The sequence below is a fragment of the Nocardia heshunensis genome (assembly GCF_054782115.1).
In genome coordinates this window covers 1-1,223 of sequence record NZ_BAAGTC010000067.1, presented here as the reverse complement: position 1 = coordinate 1,223, position 1,223 = coordinate 1, and the positions used below count along the sequence as shown (strand labels likewise).

Sequence of the window (1,223 nt, the reverse complement as noted above, 5' to 3'; positions counted from 1 at the left end):
GACCGTTTTTTGTGAATCCATCAACTTTACCTTGATGCCAAACGTTTTGAATGAGTAGTTTGAAGTGTTCTTGACTTTAGCGTCGTAGGTGTAAGTATATCCATCGTCTTTAGTTTGTTTGAATTTAATAGATTTAATTAGAGAATTGATTGCTTCGGTTTTCTGATTTTGATTAGCTACTGCATCACCATGACGTGTTAATTCAGTTAGATCACTTTTATATTTGTCAGCGACTTTAAGTTTGTGCTTCTGGTTGATTTGGACAATCATCTTAGTACGCACATTGTATGCCTTATTCCACTTGTCGAAGAAATTAGACTTGTCGTAACTTTTTAATGCGGTCTTTTGATCTTTCAGAGCATTAATGTATGTAAGAGCTTGCTCATGAAGTTTATCGTTTTTGAACTTTTTGTTTTCGTAAGGTTTCACTACCTTAAGCTCAGCATTAACAGATTTGTCCAAAGTATCTTGGGAAGCTTTGTCGATGTCTTTTACGGTGTCGGTTATAGCCCATCGCTTTTGAAGACCAGTTTCTAGTGCAGAAATGAAATCGCTATCGTAGTACTTTGTCTCTGATTTCTTATTACTACAAGCGACCAGGGATAATCCGGCTAAAAGCACAGTGACAAGTGTAAGTATACGTTTCATTGTTCAATTCCTCCTACGTGGGGGTATGTATTTGCAGCTTTTATAGCCATCAGCATGATTGGGCAATAGTACTATTTATTTGATGAAGCGATCAATTCATTAACACGTTCTAGTCTTTTTATAAAGTCTCTACGTGCAACGCCGGGGTTGCGTTTATTTCGCTCTATTCCAATTTTGAGTATTTTCGCTTCTTCTTCGAGGCGATGTTGCTTTCTGTAAAGCATAGCCAAAACTTGAAAAATAGCAGGGTACCAGTTTCCTTCTTCAACAGCCCAGAGTCCGATTGATTCCACACGATCTAAATCTTTGCGTTTCCAAAAAGTAGATAAGTTTTGTGTCTGACGGTAAAAATGATCATCCTGGGACATGGTTCCTTACCTCCTAACCGATTCGAGTAATGTTAACACACTTATTCAAATCGAAAATATATTCATGGTATTGGAAGACCAAGCCGTATTTGTTCCGATAGTTTTCAATAGCCTTCATGAGAAAATCAGTAGTGATATCGAAATAGTCCGCGATTTCTGGCGTCGACCAAATGCCTTGAAAAAAGCAGTTAACAAGTCCAGTTAAAG

The 1,223-nt window shown here is 37.6% G+C and carries 2 protein-coding genes; both read right to left on the bottom strand.

Annotation, left to right across the window (positions count from 1 at the left end; all coding sequences use genetic code 11):
• A partial coding sequence (locus ACYVN4_RS45205; protein WP_460730508.1) for a hypothetical protein occupies positions 1–648 on the bottom strand: 648 nt, incomplete at its 3' end.
• Positions 649–719: 71 nt separating this feature from the next.
• Entirely contained in the window at positions 720–1,016 is a 297-nt protein-coding gene (locus tag ACYVN4_RS45200) for a hypothetical protein (RefSeq protein ID WP_125686042.1), read from the bottom strand.
• Positions 1,017–1,223: the final 207 nt, after the last annotated feature.

Excerpts from the sequence above, each read along its gene's own strand:
- ACYVN4_RS45200 (WP_125686042.1), bottom strand. The coding sequence starts at position 1,016 with ATGTCCCAGGATGATCATTTTTACCGTCAGACACAAAACTTATCTACT.